At 45.9% G+C, this 19,174-nt stretch carries 17 protein-coding genes; 5 read left to right on the top strand and 12 right to left on the bottom strand.

What is annotated here, in order from left to right; all coding sequences use genetic code 11:
• Nucleotides 1-15: 15 nt before the first annotated feature.
• The gene (locus NST22_RS01815) at nt 16-612 is read right to left on the bottom strand and encodes a DUF1989 domain-containing protein (protein WP_003246345.1); all 597 of its coding nucleotides are present in this window, start codon (nt 610-612) and stop codon (nt 16-18) included.
• A gap of 129 nt (nt 613-741) precedes the next feature.
• Between NST22_RS01815 and NST22_RS01810 the strand changes: the two genes are divergently transcribed.
• Nucleotides 742-2,082, top strand: coding sequence for an amino acid permease (locus NST22_RS01810; protein WP_003246486.1), 1,341 nt, complete (start codon nt 742-744; stop codon nt 2,080-2,082).
• A gap of 1 nt (nt 2,083) precedes the next feature.
• On the opposite strand, the gene NST22_RS01805 is transcribed toward NST22_RS01810, so the two are convergent.
• The 3 genes from NST22_RS01805 to NST22_RS01795 all read right to left on the bottom strand — a co-directional run bounded on the left by NST22_RS01805 (nt 2,084) and on the right by NST22_RS01795 (nt 4,082).
• Entirely contained in the window at nt 2,084-2,845 is a 762-nt protein-coding gene (locus NST22_RS01805; protein ID WP_003246374.1) for a YqcI/YcgG family protein, read from the bottom strand.
• Nucleotides 2,846-2,914: 69 nt separating this feature from the next.
• Complete coding sequence (locus NST22_RS01800) at nt 2,915-3,544, bottom strand: LysE family translocator (protein WP_003246469.1); 630 nt, start codon at nt 3,542-3,544, stop codon at nt 2,915-2,917.
• A gap of 73 nt (nt 3,545-3,617) precedes the next feature.
• A complete protein-coding gene (locus NST22_RS01795) occupies nt 3,618-4,082 on the bottom strand; it encodes a MarR family transcriptional regulator (protein ID WP_003246360.1) in 465 nt (154 codons plus the stop codon).
• A gap of 112 nt (nt 4,083-4,194) precedes the next feature.
• On the opposite strand from NST22_RS01795, the gene bmr3 reads away from it, so the two are divergent.
• Nucleotides 4,195-5,733 carry a multidrug efflux MFS transporter Bmr3 gene (bmr3, locus tag NST22_RS01790; RefSeq protein WP_003246377.1) on the top strand — a complete coding sequence of 513 codons (1,539 nt, stop codon included), beginning with the start codon at nt 4,195-4,197 and terminating at the stop codon, nt 5,731-5,733.
• A 44-nt stretch (nt 5,734-5,777) separates the two neighbouring features.
• On the opposite strand, the gene NST22_RS01785 is transcribed toward bmr3, so the two are convergent.
• From NST22_RS01785 to NST22_RS01765, 5 genes are all read right to left on the bottom strand, one after another.
• A complete protein-coding gene (locus tag NST22_RS01785) occupies nt 5,778-7,403 on the bottom strand; it encodes an L-lactate permease (RefSeq protein WP_003246465.1) in 1,626 nt (541 codons plus the stop codon).
• A gap of 31 nt (nt 7,404-7,434) precedes the next feature.
• Nucleotides 7,435-8,400 (bottom strand): L-lactate dehydrogenase, encoded by a 966-nt coding sequence (locus NST22_RS01780; protein WP_003234685.1) that lies wholly within the window; start codon nt 8,398-8,400, stop codon nt 7,435-7,437.
• Nucleotides 8,401-8,576: 176 nt separating this feature from the next.
• Nucleotides 8,577-10,556 carry an alpha-amylase gene (gene amyE, locus NST22_RS01775; protein ID WP_003234692.1) on the bottom strand — a complete coding sequence of 660 codons (1,980 nt, stop codon included), beginning with the start codon at nt 10,554-10,556 and terminating at the stop codon, nt 8,577-8,579.
• A 148-nt stretch (nt 10,557-10,704) separates the two neighbouring features.
• The gene (locus tag NST22_RS01770) at nt 10,705-11,286 is read right to left on the bottom strand and encodes a DUF6773 family protein (protein WP_003246445.1); all 582 of its coding nucleotides are present in this window, start codon (nt 11,284-11,286) and stop codon (nt 10,705-10,707) included.
• Nucleotides 11,287-11,401: 115 nt separating this feature from the next.
• Entirely contained in the window at nt 11,402-12,835 is a 1,434-nt protein-coding gene (locus tag NST22_RS01765) for a YfcC family protein (protein ID WP_003246402.1), read from the bottom strand.
• A gap of 149 nt (nt 12,836-12,984) precedes the next feature.
• On the opposite strand from NST22_RS01765, the gene NST22_RS01760 reads away from it, so the two are divergent.
• A complete protein-coding gene (locus tag NST22_RS01760) occupies nt 12,985-14,136 on the top strand; it encodes a M20 peptidase aminoacylase family protein (RefSeq protein WP_003246319.1) in 1,152 nt (383 codons plus the stop codon).
• A 37-nt stretch (nt 14,137-14,173) separates the two neighbouring features.
• Here the strand turns inward: NST22_RS01760 and opuAC are convergent, their stop codons facing one another.
• The 3 genes from opuAC to opuAA are packed head-to-tail and all read right to left on the bottom strand — an operon-like array spanning nt 14,174 to nt 17,161.
• Complete coding sequence (gene opuAC, locus NST22_RS01755; RefSeq protein WP_003246462.1) at nt 14,174-15,055, bottom strand: glycine/proline betaine ABC transporter substrate-binding protein OpuAC; 882 nt, start codon at nt 15,053-15,055, stop codon at nt 14,174-14,176.
• Nucleotides 15,055-15,903, bottom strand: coding sequence for a glycine/proline betaine ABC transporter permease subunit OpuAB (gene opuAB / locus NST22_RS01750; protein ID WP_003234703.1), 849 nt, complete (start codon nt 15,901-15,903; stop codon nt 15,055-15,057). The genes opuAC and opuAB overlap by 1 nt, the downstream gene beginning before the upstream one ends.
• A 1-nt stretch (nt 15,904) precedes the next feature.
• Entirely contained in the window at nt 15,905-17,161 is a 1,257-nt protein-coding gene (gene opuAA / locus NST22_RS01745; RefSeq protein WP_003246301.1) for a glycine/proline betaine ABC transporter ATP-binding protein OpuAA, read from the bottom strand.
• Nucleotides 17,162-17,450: 289 nt separating this feature from the next.
• Here opuAA and NST22_RS01740 point away from each other — a divergent pair, with 289 nt between their 5' ends.
• Nucleotides 17,451-17,753 carry a metalloregulator ArsR/SmtB family transcription factor gene (locus NST22_RS01740; RefSeq protein WP_010886398.1) on the top strand — a complete coding sequence of 101 codons (303 nt, stop codon included), beginning with the start codon at nt 17,451-17,453 and terminating at the stop codon, nt 17,751-17,753.
• A 68-nt stretch (nt 17,754-17,821) separates the two neighbouring features.
• Nucleotides 17,822-18,994, top strand: coding sequence for an MFS transporter (locus NST22_RS01735; protein ID WP_003246304.1), 1,173 nt, complete (start codon nt 17,822-17,824; stop codon nt 18,992-18,994).
• The last annotated feature ends 180 nt before the right edge of the window (nt 18,995-19,174 follow it).

Raw genomic sequence — 19,174 nt, 5'->3', positions numbered from 1 at the left:
TGTGAACAAGAGAGATCAGCTGACTTCAACCCGTATGGATGTCACACTGTCGCCATTGCATTTCCCTTTTTCAATCGGGCAGGAAGAAAACGCGACAATTAAATCCATCTCCGCCCTGAGCCTTACATAATCTCCGGCATTCGAAAGCGGCGTTTCCACAGACAGATTCCCTTTCTCATCAAGGACAGTATTCATAAAAATCGCAAATGGGTAATGCATGTGGGGCTTCGGTACGCCAAACTGCTCAAGCGCACGGTTCATATTGTCATAGCACGTATCCTGAAACTCATCCTTTTGCTTCCCATATAAGAGCCTGTTCATATCAGGACGGCAGGCGGGCAACAGCAGATCATGCTTGCCGACCGTATCTTCAATCAGGGTTAACATCGGCTTATACAGGTTGGAGTAGAGATGGTCGTTGACCTTCACATGAATGGAGTGATTGGCGTCTATCGTCGCTCCCTGATCAAGGTGTTCATAAAAATCCTTGGCATGGTATGCGACAAAATCAGCCACCTGCTGCCCTTCTACATCAACCACCTTTAAAATCTGCCCCTTTTTCAGCTTCAGCCCAAGCCCTTTTTTCGGCTCCACAATATATTGCTGTGTCATTGGTTTGCTCCTTTTTTCATTAGTATGAGCGTCTGCTTCCTTCTCCATGTAAAAAGAGGCAAAAATCCGATGTATATAAGCTTTGGACAGATCACAATCTAACCTTAGATAAAAGGGGTTGAATAAATAATGAGCCAAACAAAAAAAGACCAGCCAAAAGGGAATCTGGCTTGGTGGCAGCTGTCACTGATCGGAGTCGGCTGCACGATTGGAACAGGCTTCTTTCTCGGTTCCAGCATCGCAATTGTAAAAAGCGGTTTTTCCGTTCTCCTTTCATTTCTGATCGCAGGGATCGGTACGTATTTTGTCTTTGAACAGCTCGCCAAGCTATCGGCGAAGCAGCCGGAAAAGGGCTCGTTTTGTGCGTATGCCCGAAAAGCATTCGGCAAATGGGCAGGCTTCAGCAACGGCTGGGTGTACTGGACATCAGAAATGCTGATTACCGGAAGCCAGCTGACAGCCATTTCGCTCTTTACGAAGCATTGGTTTCCTCAAGTGCCGCTATGGGTGTTTGCCTCAATCTACGCAGTACTTGGGCTCCTTATTATTTTCACCGGCCTGTCCGTCTTTGAAAAAACAGAAAACGTGCTGGCAGTCATTAAAACAGCTGCTATTTTTATGTTTATTGTCATTGCCATCCTGGCTTTATGCGGTATCCTGTCCGGCGGAAATCATGGCATACATGTTCCAAATAAGACGAGTGAGTTTTTCCCATACGGCGCCATGGGGCTGTGGACAGGTTTAATCTACGCGTTTTACGCTTTTGGCGGAATTGAGGTCATGGGGCTGATGGCGGTTCACTTAAAAAAACCTGAGGAAGCGTCTAAATCAGGGAAACTGATGCTGGCGACGCTGGCGATTATTTATATCATTTCAATCGGGCTTGCTCTGCTTTTGGTTCCGTTACACACGTTTACTGAACAGGACAGTCCGTTCATTACGTCATTAAAAGGATATAACCTTGAGATCATCCTTGATATATTTAACGGGATTTTCATCATCGCAGGGTTCTCGACCCTTGTCGCTTCGCTATTTGCGGTTACGACATTGCTTTGTACAATGGCTGATGACGGCGACGCGCCGAAATGCTTTACTCTAAAGGAAGGCAAAAAAATATGCTGGCCGGCACTTGGGCTGACGTTTGCGGGGCTTGTCCTCTCCATTATTTTGTCGTTAGTGCTGCCTAAAAACATTTATGAGCATATGACAACAGCTGCGGGGCTTATGCTTTTATACACTTGGCTGTTTATCCTGTTCTCCAGCAAAAAGCTGACTGATCCCGAGGGCATGGGAAAAACGCAAATTTATTTAGCGATGGTTCTGATTGCTGCAGCTGTGTCCGGTACATTGTTTGAAAAATCAAGCCGGCCCGGTTTTTTCGTCAGCATAGGTTTTCTCGTGATTATCGCCATCGTTACCATGATCTATCAAAAAAAGCAGGGTCATAAAGATCGCCCTGCCAGTCCTTGATTTATTTCATTTTGTTGAACATGTTCTTTAAATAAGAAAACGGGCACTTCGATACCTGTTTTTCGTCATCACGGAGGAAATACTGCTTCCATTCACGATTATCTTTTCCTCCGTACCAGCCTAATTGCGGGTGAATCGGAGCCTGATCATAGGCCTCTAAACGAGATCGGATCAGCCTGCTCATGTTACGGCCAAATGCAGTTGATCCATTTAGGTCATCAAACACCCACCTTGGCTGAAACGTGACCATAAAAAAAGGAAAGCTCCGGCTTCTTCTTGCCTCGTGCCCCGGTGTAGCGCACAGAATGAAATACGGCTCGCCGTCAAAACAAAACTCCCATTTATAATGCTCAGGATCGGCCGGAATGTCTTCCGGCCATTCTTTTTCGTCTTGATGACTCAGTCTATTTAAAAAGCGCCAAAACAGCTCTTCATACGCTTCAATCGAATAATGCTCCGCCAAATCTTCCGGTGTATCAAACAACACAACGAGGGATGCGTATTTTCCCGTGTCCCGCGATATCTTGCCGTACTCCGCAAGCAACGGAGCCAGTTCCTCCGCTGTGCGGTTTTCCCGCGGATCTCCGGCAAAAGCAATCCGAAGCTGATCAGTCAGAAACGCCTGGCGTCCGGGAATGCACGGAAATGTATCCGCGTCGTCCCCCAGAGTTTCTGCCAGCAGCTCAAAAGCGATTCTTTGCCATTCAGGAAGCTCTTCCTGAATACGTTCCAGAAAACTTTTGGTGTAAATCCCATTCACCATTGATCCACCTCCAGTATCATCTGGATACTATATTAAAACTGGAAGCGGCAGGTGACTGTCCTTCATGAATCAGCCCAATAACTGTTTGATGCCCTGATAACCAAAGTAAAAGCCAAACACAAGGAGGGATACACCGGCGATTCCGGTCAATCCTCTCAATAGCTTTTCATGAAGCAGGTTTCTGAACGTACTGGCTGTGATAGCCATGCAGAAATCCCAGATTAAAATGCCGATCATGATGCCGGAGCTATAGATTAGAAGCTGATTCATATTGTAGGCCTCTGCTGTTTTCGCAAGAATGCTTCCGTAAATTCCAAGCCAAAAAAGGATGCTCAATGGGTTTGACAATGAAATGAGAAAACCCGATGCGAATGTTTTCCTGTATGACGGTTTCCCCCGCGAGCTTCGCACATCCATCGGTTCTCTGACGTTTTTCAGCGTTTCAATTCCGGTATAGGTCAGGACAAAAAAGCCGAACAGCCACAAAAACGTTTTCACAAATGGAGCGGTCAAGAACTGCGACAGCCCGAAATAGATAAAAAGCATGTACAGCCCATCCGCTGTCATGGCGCCTAAACCGAAAATCCATGCATGCCAAAAACCGTTTTTAATTCCTTTGTCTATTTGCGCCGCATTCACTGGCCCCACAGGCGCAGACAAGGACAGTCCCAGCACAATATAGCTCAAAAAAATGTTCACCGGCCCGTACTCCCTTCTCTTATGTAACTTGTACAATTTATTCGGGAACGGGCCAAGCTATGCACAAATTCACTTACTGTTTCAGACGTTCAAGCTCTTCCTCCATAATATCGGCAGCTTTGCCTACAAAACTGAAAATGAGTTCCAGCTCCTCTTCCGTATATTCGCGGCACAAATCCATCGTTGACTCAGACAGAGGACGGAACAAATCCTTTATATGTTTTTTCGAAGCAGTCAAAGGGACGATTACGACTCTCCTGCGATCGTTCGGGTCCTTTTCACGAGCCACATACCCCGCTTTTTCCAGCCGGTCAACAAGCGCCGTGACGGAACCCGTGCTGAGGCCGGTTTTTTTCCCCAGCTCTCCGGCCGTCATCGGCCCTGCTTCATTTAAAATGTCAGCTGATTTCAAATCGGTGGGAAACAGACCGAGAGCTTGAGCGGCTGCCTGATGAAACAGAACCGTTCTTGTGCCCAGTTTTCGAAAAAGCTGAACAGCAGTCTTTTCCAACTCACTTCTGGAATTTCTTGTTGACAACTGACAGTCCTCCCTATAAAATCGAGTTTATCTTGATAATCGAGATATTCAACAATCAAACTATTATCATGATATCAGAACTTACATAGAAAAGTAAGAGGAGGTAGAACAAATGGACACAACAACAGCAAAACAGGCTTCCACCAAATTTGTGGTCCTCGGTCTCCTGCTGGGCATCTTGATGTCTGCAATGGACAATACGATTGTTGCCACCGCGATGGGCAATATCGTAGCCGATCTTGGAAGCTTCGATAAATTTGCCTGGGTGACGGCATCCTATATGGTGGCGGTTATGGCTGGCATGCCGATTTACGGCAAGCTTTCCGATATGTACGGCCGAAAACGTTTTTTCCTGTTTGGACTTATTTTTTTCTTAATCGGTTCTGCTTTATGCGGGATTGCCCAGACGATGAATCAGCTGATCATCTTCCGGGCCATTCAAGGGATCGGAGGCGGCGCGCTCCTGCCGATTGCCTTTACCATTATCTTTGATTTGTTTCCGCCGGAAAAACGCGGAAAAATGTCCGGCATGTTCGGTGCTGTATTTGGATTATCCAGTGTTCTTGGTCCGCTCTTAGGCGCGATCATTACAGATTCGATCAGCTGGCACTGGGTGTTTTACATCAATGTGCCGATCGGCGCATTGTCATTGTTTTTCATTATTCGCTACTACAAAGAATCTCTGGAGCACAGAAAGCAGAAAATAGACTGGGGCGGCGCGATTACCTTAGTCGTATCCATTGTATGCCTGATGTTCGCCCTTGAGCTTGGCGGCAAAACATACGATTGGAACTCCATTCAGATCATCGGGCTGTTTATTGTATTCGCCGTTTTCTTCATTGCCTTTTTTATTGTGGAGAGAAAAGCAGAAGAGCCGATTATTTCTTTCTGGATGTTTAAGAACCGCTTGTTTGCCACAGCACAGATTCTCGCTTTCCTGTATGGCGGAACATTTATTATTTTAGCGGTATTTATTCCGATTTTCGTTCAGGCGGTCTACGGCAGCTCGGCGACAAGCGCGGGCTTCATTCTGACGCCGATGATGATTGGATCAGTCATCGGAAGCATGATCGGCGGGATCTTCCAAACGAAGGCAAGCTTCCGCAATTTGATGCTGATATCTGTTATAGCTTTCTTTATCGGCATGCTGCTTCTTTCCAATATGACGCCTGACACAGCACGGGTATGGCTGACAGTCTTTATGATGATTTCAGGCTTTGGTGTAGGCTTTAACTTCTCCCTGCTGCCGGCGGCATCGATGAATGATCTTGAACCTCGCTTTCGGGGAACGGCAAACTCTACAAATTCATTTTTGCGATCATTTGGCATGACCTTAGGTGTCACCATTTTCGGAACGGTGCAAACAAACGTATTCACAAACAAGCTGAATGACGCCTTCAGCGGTATGAAAGGCTCAGCGGGATCAGGCGCTGCGCAAAATATTGGCGACCCGCAGGAGATATTCCAAGCGGGAACACGTTCCCAGATTCCTGATGCGATCCTGAATCGCATTATTGACGCGATGTCATCAAGTATCACGTATGTCTTTTTGCTCGCTTTGATTCCAATTGTCCTCGCGGCGGTTACCATTTTATTTATGGGAAAAGCCAGAGTGAAAACAACAGCCGAAATGACAAAGAAAGCAAATTAACATAAAAAAAGCAGTACATGCTGGGCATGTACTGCTTTTTTCTATTACACTCCTAATCTTGCAAGAATAAACGTCCATATACAAATGATCAATAACAGAATCAGGCTGTACGCCACTGTCCTTTTAAACAGTTTAGATTCCTTGCCTGTTTGGCCGACCGCTGCGGCAGCGATGGCGATAGATTGAGGAGAAACAAGTTTCGCCATGACACCGCCCGCCGTATTTGCGGCTAACAGCAAATCTGAACCCGCACCGATCTGCGCTCCCGTGACAACCTGCAAATGGCCGAACAAAGCATTATTGCTGACAACAGAACCGGTGATGAACACGCCAATCCAGCCGAGAACAGGACTGACAAACGGGAACAGGTCTCCTGTTTTCGCCAATGCTAACCCAATTGAAGAGCTGAGCCCTGCGAAGTTGGCCAGATTGGCAAACCCCATCACGAAGCAGATCGTCATAATCGGCACCCACAGCTCTTTTCCCGTCTCCTTCAAGGAAGCAAAGGCATCCCGAGAGGAGAACTTTTTGCTGAACAGCCCTGTCACGATGACCGCCGCTAAAATCGCTGTACCAGTCGCTGACAGCAGATCAACTTTAAAAACTGCATCTAACGGCATGGCAGATGGCGCAATCGGCGGCATTTTCATAATTTGCTGATGCAGAAAAGGCATTTTGAACAGGAGCGTTGATTGATATAACAGCCCGCCTTCTTGGAAAAGCGCTTTGAAGGCAGGAAGGCTCCAGATGGTGATCGCCGCAGTTAAAATGTAGAAAGGAGACCACGCTTTCGCAATGTCAGCGGCACGGTATGCCTTTTTCTCACCAGCATCGCCGGCCCCTTCCTCGCGGTAAATCTCTTTCGGCTGCCATTTGCGGAGGAAGAGGGCAAGCCCGCCCATGCTGAATAAGGCCGCCAAAATGTTTGCTAATTCCGGCCCGAGCACCGCCATTGTCAGTGTCTGAACCGCTGTATACCCACCGCTCACAACCAGAAGAGCGGGCCATGTCTGTTTGATTCCTTTCATTCGGTCTAATAAGAATACAAGCAGGAATGGTATTAAAAATGAGATCATCGGCAGTGTCCACATTAATGTCCGAGACAGCTCAAGAGCAGACAAATCACCAATCTGCGCCCCTGTGATGACAGGAATCCCAATCGCCCCAAAGGCTCCGGAGGCAGCGTTTGCAATCAAGCAGAGCGCCGCCGCTTTTAACGGTTTAAAACCAAGTTCGACGAGCAGCGCCGCACTAATCGCAATCGGAACACCAAAACCGGCCGCGCCTTCTAAAAACGCGTTAAAACAAAAACCAATTAATAATAGCTGTAATCGTTGGTCAGGCGAAATGCCGGCAATGCTGGACCGAATAATGGTAAATTTCCCGGTTTTCACGGCGATTTTATACAGCCACACCGCCATCAGGACGATGTAGCCAATGGGCCACAGCCCGCTCCCGATTCCTAACAAAACAGAAGAAATCGCTTTTTCAACCGGCATATGAAATGCCCAAACGGAGACGAAGAAACTGACGGCTAGGGTAAGAAATGCCGCAAGAATGCCTTTCATTTTCAAAACAGTTAAAGCCAAAAGAAAAAAGAGAATCGGAGTGAGCGCCACAAGTGCGCTCACATACTCGTTTCCAAACGGATCATACAACTGCTCCCACATTGACAATCAGCCCTTTACTCTAAAGTTGCGGTTAGTTGACTTTTTGTTCTGCAAAATGAGGTTTTAAAATGTTTTTAAGGACGCCGGCGCTGTGAAGGAACTGTTCTTTTTCTTTCTCATTTAAGTTCAGCTCAGTGATACCTGCGATCCCTCCGCGATTCACGACAGCCGGCACACCGATGTACACGTCATCTGCACCGTATTGCCCGTCCAAATATGTGCTGACAGTTAATATGCTGTTTTCATTATGAAGAATGGCTTTTGTAATGCGAGCAAGACTCATCGCAACCCCATAATAAGTCGCGCCTTTTTTCTCAATGATATGGTAAGCTGCGTTTTTCACATCATCTACAATTTGGTCCAGCTCCTCTTGTTTGTACGCATCGTTTTTCTCAACGAGTTCACTGACCGGCACACCGCCGACATTCGCGTGGCTCCAAACAGGAAGCTCTGTGTCGCCGTGCTCTCCGATAATATGCGCGTGTACGTTTTGAGGCGCTGCGCCAAAGTATTCGCTCAGCATGAAACGGAATCTCGCAGAATCAAGTGTTGTGCCGCTTCCAATCACCCGCTCTTTTGGCAGGCCGCTGAATTTCCATGTTGCGTAAGTCAGGATATCAACCGGATTTGTCGCGACTAAGAAAATGCCGTCAAATCCGCTCGCCATGACTTCACTAACGATGCCTTTGAAAATCTTCAAGTTCTTTTCTACTAATTCAAGGCGTGTCTCACCAGGTTTTTGGTTTGCTCCGGCGCAAATGCAGACAATATCAGCATCCTTGCAGTCTTCATATGTTCCGTAAGATGTTTTGACCGGTTGTGGCGCAAACGCCTTTCCGTGGTTTAAATCCATCACATCGCCCATTGCTTTTTCTTTATTTACATCAATGACCACAAGCTCATCTGTGATTCCTTGGTTAATTAACGCAAATGCATAACTGCTTCCAACAAAACCCGCTCCGATTAAAGCTACTTTATTTACATGTTTGTTCATCATTAATCATCCTTCCAGGGTATGTTTCTCTTTGATGTCTTTTTGTTTGTGAAGTATTTCACATTTATATTGTGCAACACTTCACAAACTTTTGCAAGAGAAAAGTTTTGTCTGATTTATGAACAAAAAAGAAACCATCATTGATGGTTTCTTTCGGTAAGTCCCGTCTAGCCTTGCCCTCAATGGGGAAGAGAACCGCTTAAGCCCGAGTCATTATATAAACCATTTAGCACGTAATCAAAGCCAGGCTGATTCTGACCGGGCACTTGGGCGCTGCCATTATTAAAAATCACTTTTGCGTTGGTTGTATCCGTGTCCGCAGGCAGCGTCAGCGTGTAAATTCCGTCTGCATTTTTAGTCATTGGTTTTCCAGGCCAAGATCCGGTCAATTCAATTACTCGGCTCCCATCATGTTTATAGATATAAGCATTTACCTGGCTCCAATGATTCGGATTTTGATAGCCGATGGTTTTGGCCGACGCTGGATCTCTTTTAACAAAACTGTATTTCTCGGTCCTCGTTACACCATCACTGTTCGTTCCTTTTAACATGATGGTGTATGTTTTGCCAAATGGATCTCCTTTTCCGATTGTGAATTGATCTCCATCCTTAAACGCCGTCTCTGGTCCATTATTGATTTGATAAACGGCTTTTGTTGTATTCGCATCTGCACGCAAGGTAATCGTCAGTTGATCATTGAAAGAATGTGTTACACCTGTTTTGTAATTCTCAAGGAAAACATGAGGCGCTTTTGCAATATCATCAGGATAAAGCACAGCTACAGACCTGGCATTGATCGTGCCTGTCAGTTTACCATCGTTCACTTGAAATGAACCCGCTCCAGCTTTATTGTCATACCTGCCATCAGGCAATTTTGTTGCCGTATTGATAGAGACAGAGGATGAACCTGCATTTGCCAGCACAACGCCATGTGAGCCGCGCTGATTCATAAATATCTGGTTGTTTCCATTCGGGTTCGAGAGTTCCTCAGGCTGTCCAGCCATCACATTGTGAAATCTATTGACCGCAGTGATAGCCTGATCTTCAAATAAAGCACTCCCGCGATCGCCTATTTGGCTTTTCCCCGGGAACCTCACACCATTTCCGCCTCCCTCAGGTCTGGAAAAGAAAAGAGGCGTACTGCCTGAACGAGAAGCTATCACCGCCCAGCCTAAACGGATATCATCATCGCTCATCCATGTCGACTCTTCATCATCATTGGCATACGTATCATGCGACTCTACCCATGTCACTAGCTTGTCCGCAGACACATCAGATGCATAGTGGGAGATATTCGACACGCCCAGATTACGATTCTTTAAAGCGGACCTTATGGAATGCCCATAGTTAGACGCTGTCACATCCATATAATTCGCATATGCAGCATCTCTGGAGGCACTATCCTGCAGGATTTCTCCGTATTGGAACTCTGCAGATGTATTTGTGATATTCGGCCAAAATTGACTGCCGTAACTGCCATCATCTGGAAGCTCTATATGTTTGGCGGCATCAAATCGAAAACCGTCTGCCCCGTCATTCAATGCCCTGTCTAAGAACCGTTTCAGATAGGACTGTACTTGTGTATTTTGTGTATTCCAGTCATACAGCCCGAGCAATGAATTCTGCGTGACATCCCATCGATCAGACCAGTTTTTAATTTGTGTGTTTCCATGTGTCCAGTTTGGAATACTCTTAACCTCATTGGAAATCGCGGCATAATCACTGGTGGTATGATTGATGACCGCGTCAACAATGACCTTTATGCCATATTCTTCAGCGGCTGCACACATTTCTTTAAATTCTTGTTCAGTACCTAAGTAACGGTTGCCAATTTGATACGATGTCGGCTGATACAGCCAGTACCAGTTCGACATGCTTTTATCTCCTTGATTCCCTTCCTTTACTTGGTTAATCGGAGATGTCTGAATGGCTGTATATCCTGCATCATGAATATCCTTCATATTGTGTTTTAACGTATTGAACGACCAATTCCATGCATGAAGAATGGTTCCGCTTTTGATCGACGGTGCTGTAAGCTCATTCGATTTGTTCGCCGTTTCAGCACTCGCAGCCGCCGGTCCTGCCAGAACCAAATGAAACAGCAATAAAAATCCAGCGAATAACGGCAGTAAAGAGGTTTTGAATCGTTTTGCAAACATTCTTGACACTCCTTATTTGATTTTTTGAAGACTTACTTCGGAGTCAAAAATCCCTCTTACTTCATTCTTCCGCTTCCTCCTTTCAAACCGATGTGAAGACTGGAGAATTTTGTTAACGCTTACATTTAAAATTATCACAATCACTCTATCAAAACAACTTGGCAGAGTGAATACAAATCAATGTTCCTATAAAAAAAGCTGCCCGAAACTGTGAACGCTTCCCTCGCTTTCCAAACAAAAAAGATGATTTCTTTTTTATTTCTTCTTTTACCGCTCTTCTGTAAGCCAGCTTCACAATCACATACCGAAGCAGAAACAGAACGCCGCCGCAGACGATAAAAAGAAGAATCATTTTCAGCCAAGCGAAGAATGTATGGGGAATCCCCCTGTCGTACATCGTAAGCACCACTACCGCAAAGGCGACCGCAATTGATTCTATTCGCTGCTGCTTCACCCGTTTTTGCAGTTCTTCTTTGGTGTCTATTCTCGGCATGAGCATTCCGGATGCCGCAGCCCTGATGCAGTAATATAAGATAATGATGAACAAAAACACAAGGCTTGCAGCCCATTCTTTAAACGGAAATTCAAACATAATGCCGCGGATGATCACATCAAGCAGCGCAAATGCTCCCGCTATCATCCCAATCTCCGACCAGATTTTTTGTTCTTTTTCTTTTACTCTCTTATTTTTCCCATTCACGCCTGAAAGTCTATTACGCAGATTATTCATGACCTTCCTCCCGCACTTTTACGAATGGCTTATGGCTTACATGTTACAATAACAGCCTGCGCTTCTGCAATGAATAACTCAAAAGCCCGCCGTACAAGCCGGCGGGCAGCAATCGTTAAAACGGCCCCCAATTGATCATGACTCCGATCACGATAAAGACAAGCCCGATCAAGAACCAAATCAGAGCAAGCGGCACCATAAACCGCAGCCACTTGACATACGGAATACCGCTGGCGGCAAGCACCGCCATGAGAACGCCGGATGTCGGGTTCACACAGTTGACGACCCCTTCTCCAAGCATAACCGCTTCAACCGCAACCTGTCTCGTGATTCCCATCAAATCAGCGAGCGGCGCCAGGATTGGAATAAATACAACGGCTTCGCCAGAACCTGAAGAGATGAGAAAATGAAGCAGCGCACTGGCGATATACATGCCGATTGCCCCAGCAATCGGGCTGAATCCATCCAAAAGTGAAGCCAAAGCATTGACGACAGTATCGAGAAGCTTTCCATTTTCAAGGATAACGGAAATGCTTCGTGCCATCCCGACAATCAGCGCCCCGTATACAAGACTTTGGCAGCCCGTAATGAAGGTTTTGGCAATATCGTTCGCCGCAAGCCCGCCTATTAAACCGGCAAGGACAGAAATAAAAATAAATGTCGCAGCCATTTGGGAATCTGACCAGCCAAGCTTCAAAGCGCCGTATAAAAATCCGACAAGTGAGAGTCCCGCCACAGCCAAAATCAGCTTATGGCGAACGGTAAACGGCACTGACTGATCTTCTTCTTTACCGGCTTCGCCCATTCCTGCCGCAGGGAACCAATCTGTTCCTAACACACTGGCATCTTTTGATTTTTTTAATTTTCTCGTATACAAATAGATATAAATAATAGAAGACAGCAAAAAGCATATGTATATCACAACTCGCAGGCCGATTCCTGAGAAAAGAGGGAGCTCCGCGATTGATTGTGATAAACCGAGCGGTGACGGTGATAATATGGTGGAGTTAAATCCAGCGTAGCAGCCGATGTATATAACAGCGGCTCCCGCGACTGCGTCCCATTTTAAGGATCGTGCCACAATGAGGCCGATGGGGATAAAACCGATAACTGAATTCACGACAATCCCGGTTGTTCCGAGAATGGAGAACAATGCGCCGACAATACAAATAAATAATAATTGCTTTGTGCGGAATTTGCTGATGACATTGTAAATCAGGCCATTGATGGCACCCGTTTTTTCTAGAATAGCAATGGTGCCGCCTGTGAATAAAATCAGAAAGATGATGGGTGCTGATCCAACCATTCCATCCTGTAGAGAAGTAAAAAAGCTGATCAAGCTGACCGGAGACTGTTCAATTGAATGATAGCTTCCCGGAACAGCGGTCGTGACATCCCCCTTTGTCACGCGGTCAAATTCACCTGCCGGCACAATATATGAAGCGATTGCGCAAATGAAAGCAATCATAAATAAGAGGACATAGGCGTCAGGCATTTTAAATGTCATACGTTTTTTCTTAGGCTGTGTTTCGGCTGCTGGCATACTCATATTTCGATCCATCCCCTCTGTTTGAAAATATTAATTATTCTGAATAGTAGCAATATGTGCTATATTATATACAGCCTATCTTCCTGTTTCAATATAAATAAAGTAAAGAAGGTAAAAATTCATTCTGATAGAAGGAGGTATTTCTTACCATGCAAAAGCTTTCAGAAGAAATGAAACAAACCATTATGGACATCTTCGAGCATCTGCACGCGAACCCTGAAGTCAGCTGGAAGGAATATGAGACAACTTCATTTTTGAAACAAAAGCTTGAGGATTTAGGGTGCCGGACGCGCACGTTTTCAGACTGCACCGGGGTTGTCGGCGAAATCGGCTCAGGCTCACCTGTTGTAGCGGTACGCGCTGATATTGACGCGCTGTGGCAGGAGGTTAACGGCACATTTCGCGCCAACCATTCCTGCGGACACGATTCACATATGACAATGGCATTGGGCACGTTAATGCTGCTAAAAAAACAACCTGAGCTTCCGAAGGGCACAATCCGTTTTATCTTTCAGCCGGCAGAAGAAAAAGGCGGCGGCGCCTTGAAAATGATAGAAGAAGGCGTGCTTGATGATATCGACTATTTGTATGGCGTTCACGTCCGTCCGATCCAGGAAACACAGAACGGCCGCTGCGCTCCTTCTATTCTGCACGGATCAAGCCAGCACATTGAGGGAACGATCATCGGGGAAGAGGCTCATGGCGCCCGTCCGCACCTCGGGAAAAACAGCATTGAAATTGCGGCATTTCTTGTACACAAGCTCGGACTCATTCATATTGACCCGCAAATCCCGCATACCGTCAAAATGACAAAACTGCAAGCCGGCGGTGAAAGCTCTAACATCATTCCAGGAAAAGCATCGTTCAGCCTTGATTTGCGCGCACAGACCAATGAAGCCATGGAGGCATTAATCGCCGAAACAGAAAGAGCCTGTGAAGCGGCCGCCGCTGCATTTGGCGCAAAGATCGAGCTGCACAAAGAACACAGCCTTCCTGCGGCAACACAAAATAAAGAAGCTGAAGCGATCATGGCAGAAGCCATTACGGAAATCATCGGGGCTGAGCGGCTTGATGACCCGCTTGTCACCACCGGCGGCGAGGATTTCCATTTTTACGCCGTGAAGGTGCCGAATCTGAAAACAACGATGCTCGGACTAGGCTGCGGGCTCCAGCCGGGGCTCCATCATCCGCACATGACCTTTGACAGAAATGCGATGTTTACCGGCATTCATATTTTGGCGAACGCCGTGCTCAAAACATTTCAGAAGGCGGAATCACTTGCTGCCGCTAACGCTTCTTAACGCAAAAAAAGCAGCCTGACACAGGCTGCTTTTTTGATTACTTCTTCAAATCTTCAATTGAGTTGACATTTTTCATATATTGAGGAACAACAAGCCCCATCTTCACACCAGTCATACTGGTGCCAATATCATCATATTTGCCTTTATATTTAGCGGCGTATGCTTTATGGGTATTCGGCAGCCATGCGGAAAGGGATGCATCCGCACTTCCCGTCGCAATTGCAGTCCACATCGGCCCAGCCTCTACCTGAGTAAGTGTTACCTCATAGCCCAAGTCTTCTAAGACTTTGCCTATGACGTTTGTACTTGCAATCTCACTGTCCCACGCCACATAGGCAAGGTTGATTTTGTCTCCCTTCACCTTTTGAACGCCTTTTGTCCATTCGGCAATCTGATCCTTGTGTTTATTGACGTACTCAGCAGCAACTTTGGCAGGTTTCTCGCCTTCTTCCACCTTGATCATGATTTCGCCCATTTCGTCCTGCGTCCATTTAAACTGGCTCAGAAGCTTTGCGGCATTCGGCTGCTCTTTGCTGAAGCCTTTGCGTGTGATCGTATGGATTTCCTCTGCGCTGCCATAAGATTGTTTCGGATCATCGAGATATTTCAGCTTATATCTGGAGAACATCCAGTGCGGTGTCCATCCTGTAATGATAATCGGTTTCTTACGGTCGTATGACTTTTTAAGCGTAGCGGTCATCGCAGCACTTGACGCTGAAATCAATGTCCAGTCATTCAGGTCATAATCCTTCATCGCTTTGTCAGTCAGGGACATAATCCCTGAACCGGGGTCAATCCCGATGATGGTCTTATTCACTTGTTCTGCTGCGGATGCATTTTCATCGTTTTCTGAACCGCAAGCCGCAAGTGAGAGCGCCAGCATGGCGGAAACGCCGATGCCTATGATTTTTTTAAGCATCAGGCATTCCCCCTGCTTTTCTTCTTCACTTTAATATTTTGAGTAATACGGTCCAGGGTAATGGCAACGATAACGATGGCGATACCGGCCTCTACTCCGACCCCGGTTTTCAGCTGTGTAACGGCACTGTATACTTCAGAACCAAGTCCCGGTGCACCGACCATTGCGGCGATAACAACCATTGATAACGCAAGCATGATGCTCTGGTTGATCCCGGCCAAAATCGTTTTTGTCGCAAGCGGGAGCTGAACTTTAAACAAACGCTGAGCTGTTGTAGAACCGAATGCCTCAGTCGCTTCAATCAAATCCGCCGGCACTTGTTTAATACCGAGAACAGTCATGCGGATTGTCGGCGGCATCGCGAAGATAACAGATGCAACAACACCCGGCACAACACCGATGTTAAAGAAGAAAATCGCCGGCAATAGATATACGAAAGCAGGCATTGTCTGCATTAAATCAAGAATTGGCGTTACAATACGGCGAACCGTTTCTTTCTGAGACGCCCAAATTCCGATCGGAACCCCGACCACAATCGAAATAATCACAGATGTCAAAACAAGCGCCAATGTTTGCAGCATTGGGTCCCAATATCCTAAATAATCGATCAGGAGGAATCCAATCAACGTAAATAACGCAATTCCCCTTGTACTGATCCACCACGCAAGTGCGGCGAAAATAATCGTTAACAAAATAGATGGAATAAATCCAAGACCGGTGACAATTCCATTTACAAAAGCGGCCAATCCGTTAGCGATTCCGTCGAAGAATCCGCCAAACGTCATCGTAATCCAGTCAACAAAACGGTCAATAATATCTGCTAAAGGTATTCTAGGCAGTCTATCCATCTTATTTCACCTCCTGTGCAGAAGGATCTTGTGTTTGTTCGTTAGTGCCTTCAGCATTGATATACTCGTTATTGCCGGCAAGTGCGCCAATCAGCGCGCCTCTTACGACAATTCCTTTCATTCTTTGCTTCTCATCCACAACCGCAATTGGAATATTCGCATCGGACACAACGTCAAAAATCTCAGTCAGATACGTATTCTCTGGTACAGTCGTAAATTCTGTATTCAAGATGTCTTGAAGTGACAAATCAGACTCAGCCGCTTTTTTCGCATCAGACGCATAGATAACACCTAATAATTTCTTTTGTTTATCCACTGCATAAATTGAAGAAATTCCAAGGTTTTTCATCAGTGTCAATGCTACGCGAGGCCCTTTATCAATCCGCACTGTTTCAGCGCGTTTCATAATGTGGCCTGCTGTGAGGACTTTAGACAAATCAACATCTTCGACGAATTTCTCAACATATTCGTTAGATGGATTCATCAGGATTTCTTCAGGCGTGCCGATTTGAACGATGTTGCCGTCCTTCATTAGGACAATTCTGTCGCCGATCCGCAACGCTTCGTCCAAGTCATGCGTAATAAAGATAATTGTTTTTCCGACATTATCGTGAAGATCAAGAAGCTCATCCTGCATATCTTTACGAATCAGTGGATCGAGCGCACTGAACGCTTCGTCCATCAGAAGGATGTCCGGGTCATTCGTCAACGCGCGGGCAAGGCCGACACGCTGCTGCATCCCGCCGGAAAGCTGGTCGGGATATTGGTGTTCAAATCCTTCCAGTCCAACGAGCTTAAGAGACTCAAGCGCTTTTTGCTGCCGCTCTTGTTTGTCTACACCTTGAAGCTCCAGTCCGTATTCTGTGTTTTCAAGTATCGTTCTGTGCGGAAACAGAGCGAACTTTTGGAAGACCATGCTGATTTTTTTCCGGCGGACTTCCCGGAGCTGGTCTTTTGACATATTTGTTATCATGTCACCATCAATGTAAATATTTCCGGCAGTCGGTTCAATAAGCCGGTTTAACATCCGTACTAAAGTTGATTTACCGCTCCCTGATAGACCCATGATGACAAATATCTCACCATCATATACTTCAAAATCTGCCTGATTAACCCCAACGGTTGATCCGGTTGCTTTCAGGATCTCTTTTTTTGTCTTTCCGTTGGCAAGCATTTGAACTGCCTTCTTTGTTTGTTTCCCAAAAATCTTAGAGACTTTCTCGACTTTTATCTTAATTGGTTTCTCATCTACACTCATATTTTCCCTCCATATTAAGCAATCTTTATTACCGTAACATTTATGTAACTTCCCACACAAACAGCATATTCTCTTTTATTCTGTACCATTTCTTTATAAACATCCATGTGACCACATGATCTTATTTATGCTTCTAAATGCTCTGTAATCCTCCTATATGATTGTATTTTACGGGTGATTTTTCTCCTACCTTTAGTTGAAAACGCTTTTATTGGAATTGAATTCCTCCTTCCTCTTATGACTTCCTGCTCCTTTACTGGAAAAATAAGTTGCTTTTTCAACACCCATTATGTATTATAGTTTCATGACTATGAAACAATCAGATGATCAAATCAGAGCGCAAATTTTTAAAGCACTGTCTGATGAATCAAGGCTTGCCATTATTCGTACGCTTTATGTCAGCGGAAAAGAACTCAGCTGCGGTGAAGTAGGTGAAAAGTGCAATATTGTCAAAACCACGGCATCTTATCATTTTAAAACGCTGCGTGAAGCGGGATTGACGGCAACCCGGAAAGATTCGCGGACAAAATACGTCAGTCTGCGTGAAGACACATTTCAAACATACCTGCCTGGCTTTTTGGAAACCCTCTAACAAAGGGTTTTCTCTATACATATCTGTTTCATAGTTTTAAAGTTATAAAACAATAGGAGTGATAAAATTTGAATCGCATTTGGCTTTTCTTCAGTGTCATGTTTGTCATTGGCACGGATACCTTTTTGCTTTCGCCGCTTCTCCCCCTTTTACAGGATCAGTTTCATGTCTCTACTGATTTGTCAGGCTGGATGGTCAGTGCTTATGCACTCGGTTATGCACTCTTCGCTTTCATTGCAGGCCCAATCTCAGACCGGCTGAACAGGAAAACAGTCATGCTGTGGGGACTTGCAGGCTTTATCGTATCCACATTTTTATGCGGCATCGCTCCCTCTTTTGCCGCCATGTGCCTGTTCCGTTTTGCCGCAGGCGTTAGCGCTGCGTTTGTGACGCCTCAAATTTGGGCGTCCATCCCAGTCATTGTCCAGCCTTCTCAGATCATAAAAGGCATGGGGATTGCGACAGCAGGTTTGGCCGCTTCACAAATGCTCGGACTTCCTATTGGAGGGTTTCTCGCTTCCTTTACATGGCATACGCCATTTTTCGTTTTGTCAGCGTGCTCGCTTATTCTTCTATTGATCCTGGCGGCGGTCATGCCTGGCATCCGGCCTTCTGAACCATTGGCGCGCCCATCAATTGTCAACCCCTATCGGGAGCTTTTTTCATTGCCGAAAACATCGGTCATTCTGCTTGCCTATTTTCTGTTTCAAACCGGAAACTTCGCATCGTTCAGCTTTCTGGGTACTTGGCTTTCCGCGGATTATCATTTAACCGTGTCACAAATTGGCGCAGCTATGCTTGTACTCGGACTGGGAAATATGCTCGGGAGCCTTATCGGCAGCCGGGTTTCAGAAAAGCTGGGCATGTTTAAAACACTGATCAGCGGGATGCTGCTAATGGGCGCTCTCTATTTCGCTCTTCCGTTCTTTCCAAACTTGTTTTTAGTAGAAGCCGGCTTTTTTCTCACGTTCTTTACAGCTGGCATCATCTTTCCGTTAATGATGGGTGTCTTTCAATCCATTGCACCAAATGCGCGAGGAACCATCGCTTCCCTTTCCAATGCCGCTATGTATGCCGGAACCACTGTCGGTACAAGTATTGCAGGTTTTTTATATCAAAGCACACAGCATTTCGGAGCTGTCACAGGATTTACTGCCATTCTGTTCATACTTTCTATGACGCTCTACCAGACAATCAGTAAAACCGGGAAACGCCAATCCACAGCCCGGGCGCAATTGTAAAAAAGCACCTCATTCAAGAGGTGCCTCAGATTGTTGACAAAATCTTTTCAGCGTGATTGAAAACCCTTGAAGTCTAGGAAGGACGAGCATAGGAGCGGACATTCACAGGATGTGATGACGACGGCGTTTAGGCAGGACGCCTGAGAATTTAGCCGTTGATCCACTTCGCATTGAGCACCG

Source organism: Bacillus sp. PS237, from assembly GCF_037963345.1.
Classification (GTDB): Bacteria; Bacillota; Bacilli; order Bacillales; family Bacillaceae; genus Bacillus; species Bacillus subtilis.
Note: the sequence above shows the minus strand (reverse complement) of the source record. Positions and strands in the feature narration are given on the sequence as shown.

What these genes read in the sequence shown, in the direction of transcription:
- NST22_RS01805 (WP_003246374.1), bottom strand. Translation starts at nt 2,845, where the DNA reads ATGGTGAATGGGATTTACACCAAAAGTTTTCTGGAACGTATTCAGGAA.
- NST22_RS01780 (WP_003234685.1), bottom strand. Translation starts at nt 8,400, where the DNA reads ATGATGAACAAACATGTAAATAAAGTAGCTTTAATCGGAGCGGGTTTT.
- opuAC (WP_003246462.1), bottom strand. Translation starts at nt 15,055, where the DNA reads ATGCTTAAAAAAATCATAGGCATCGGCGTTTCCGCCATGCTGGCGCTC.
- amyE (WP_003234692.1), bottom strand. Translation starts at nt 10,556, where the DNA reads ATGTTTGCAAAACGATTCAAAACCTCTTTACTGCCGTTATTCGCTGGA.
- NST22_RS01765 (WP_003246402.1), bottom strand. Translation starts at nt 12,835, where the DNA reads ATGAGTATGCCAGCAGCCGAAACACAGCCTAAGAAAAAACGTATGACA.
- NST22_RS01810 (WP_003246486.1), top strand. Translation starts at nt 742, where the DNA reads ATGAGCCAAACAAAAAAAGACCAGCCAAAAGGGAATCTGGCTTGGTGG.
- NST22_RS01770 (WP_003246445.1), bottom strand. Translation starts at nt 11,286, where the DNA reads ATGAATAATCTGCGTAATAGACTTTCAGGCGTGAATGGGAAAAATAAG.
- NST22_RS01740 (WP_010886398.1), top strand. Translation starts at nt 17,451, where the DNA reads ATGTATTATAGTTTCATGACTATGAAACAATCAGATGATCAAATCAGA.
- opuAB (WP_003234703.1), bottom strand. Translation starts at nt 15,903, where the DNA reads ATGGATAGACTGCCTAGAATACCTTTAGCAGATATTATTGACCGTTTT.
- NST22_RS01760 (WP_003246319.1), top strand. Translation starts at nt 12,985, where the DNA reads ATGCAAAAGCTTTCAGAAGAAATGAAACAAACCATTATGGACATCTTC.
- NST22_RS01785 (WP_003246465.1), bottom strand. Translation starts at nt 7,403, where the DNA reads ATGTGGGAGCAGTTGTATGATCCGTTTGGAAACGAGTATGTGAGCGCA.
- opuAA (WP_003246301.1), bottom strand. Translation starts at nt 17,161, where the DNA reads ATGAGTGTAGATGAGAAACCAATTAAGATAAAAGTCGAGAAAGTCTCT.
- NST22_RS01815 (WP_003246345.1), bottom strand. Translation starts at nt 612, where the DNA reads ATGACACAGCAATATATTGTGGAGCCGAAAAAAGGGCTTGGGCTGAAG.
- bmr3 (WP_003246377.1), top strand. Translation starts at nt 4,195, where the DNA reads ATGGACACAACAACAGCAAAACAGGCTTCCACCAAATTTGTGGTCCTC.